Below are 1,401 nucleotides of genomic sequence, written 5' to 3'. Positions count from 1 at the left end.
GACAACATAAGTTGCCACTAAGCTCTTGGTTATGAAGCAAAGATACTATTATTTCCACGCAATACAAAATAGCGGAAGTGTTTTTTCTACCACAGTCCTATCAGGACTCGGTGGATGCACTACGGAGCGTCTTCACAAGGCTGAATTTGGTGTTAGACGGTGAGCCGTTCATCCGTTTCAAGGATAGTACATTTTTCAAATTATGCTTGCAGTATTGGGATGTTGATGGTGATGGTGGCATCACATATACTGAGGGGGAAACGGCAATGCCATCATTGCCCAGTACAGCTTTCCGTGAAACCCGTATTGTAGATGCAACGGATTTCAAATATCTTAGCTGGAAACCTTCCAATGAATGTCCACTCTTTAAAGATTGTACGGATTTGAAATATGCAGCAATAAAGGATGGAATGTATTTGTTAGGGGAGATGTTCCGTAACTGTATATCACTTGAAAGAGTGGATTTACCAACAACCGTACTTGATTATGATAGTAAAGGCGGTAGGAGTTTCGAAAATTGCAAGTCATTGAAGCATATAACACTTCCGATAAACAAGAAGATTTATGCAACATATTATTTCCAAGAATCAGGGCTCGAGGAATTAGAATTCCCGGATGCGACTATTGAAATTGGTGGATATGCATGTTTTAAATGTGGATTTCTATCAGAAGTTACTATTGGAAATGGCATCACCGTAATCGGTAATGCCGCTTTTAACTCATGTCCAGCAATGGTGTCATGCTATATAAAAGCTACTACACCACCTACTATTACGCCATATACATTTGATAACAACAACTGTAATTTCTATGTGCCACGTGCCAGTGTAAACGCTTATAAGGCTGCAACTAACTGGAGTAAATACGCATCAAGAATAATTGGATATGACTTTTAAATTGAAATAAAATGGAAACAAAAACAATTACAACGACCGTGCTAAAAGCGGCAGAAGGGAAAGTGCTTCGACGTAAATCGGACGGATGGATTGCCGGGGAAGAAATATATCTCGGATATGCTTATTACCTCGGTGGTATCAAACTGGTAGAACCGATATTAGAGCTACCTGAGCACTATGAGGAGATTGACGCTCCAATTCCCGAAGAATGAGAAAGAAGAATGCTCGTAAGATGCTGTTTATCAACCTTACGAGCATTTATTTACTCCTTAAAAAAGTCTTCCGGCATGTCGATTTCTTCGTAGTGTTCCGGCAGTTCAAGCAAGGGTTCTACCAGTTTGGTACTATTCAAGTAATAAGTGTAGCCGAGATAGATTTCTGTACCGGCTATCCAAGCATCGCTAATACGCCGAAGTACTTTCCCCTCTGCCGCTTTTAGTACGGTCATTGTAACTTTTTCTGTTTTCATATCCTTTATTAAATTAGAAATCATATTCTTGTATTC

At 39.6% G+C, this 1,401-nt stretch carries 3 protein-coding genes; 2 read left to right on the top strand and 1 reads right to left on the bottom strand.

Features of this window, described 5'->3' with window-relative positions:
* Positions 1-149 precede the first annotated feature (149 nt).
* A complete protein-coding gene (locus AAE250_RS23535; RefSeq protein ID WP_342289509.1) occupies positions 150-896 on the top strand; it encodes a leucine-rich repeat domain-containing protein in 747 nt (248 codons plus the stop codon).
* Positions 897-907: 11 nt separating this feature from the next.
* A complete protein-coding gene (locus AAE250_RS23530) occupies positions 908-1,108 on the top strand; it encodes a hypothetical protein (RefSeq protein ID WP_342289508.1) in 201 nt (66 codons plus the stop codon).
* A gap of 50 nt (positions 1,109-1,158) precedes the next feature.
* Here the strand turns inward: AAE250_RS23530 and AAE250_RS23525 are convergent.
* Positions 1,159-1,401: hypothetical protein (locus AAE250_RS23525; RefSeq protein WP_342289507.1), on the bottom strand; the 243-nt coding region annotated here is incomplete at its 5' end.

This window comes from Bacteroides sp. GD17, assembly GCF_038448625.1.
Lineage (GTDB): Bacteria > Bacteroidota > Bacteroidia > Bacteroidales > Bacteroidaceae > Bacteroides.
The sequence above is the reverse complement of the archived record's forward strand: the minus strand, read 5'-3'. Positions and strand labels throughout refer to the sequence as shown.

Coding starts and splice junctions, on each gene's coding strand:
- AAE250_RS23530 (WP_342289508.1), top strand. CDS start 908: ATGGAAACAAAAACAATTACAACGACCGTGCTAAAAGCGGCAGAAGGG.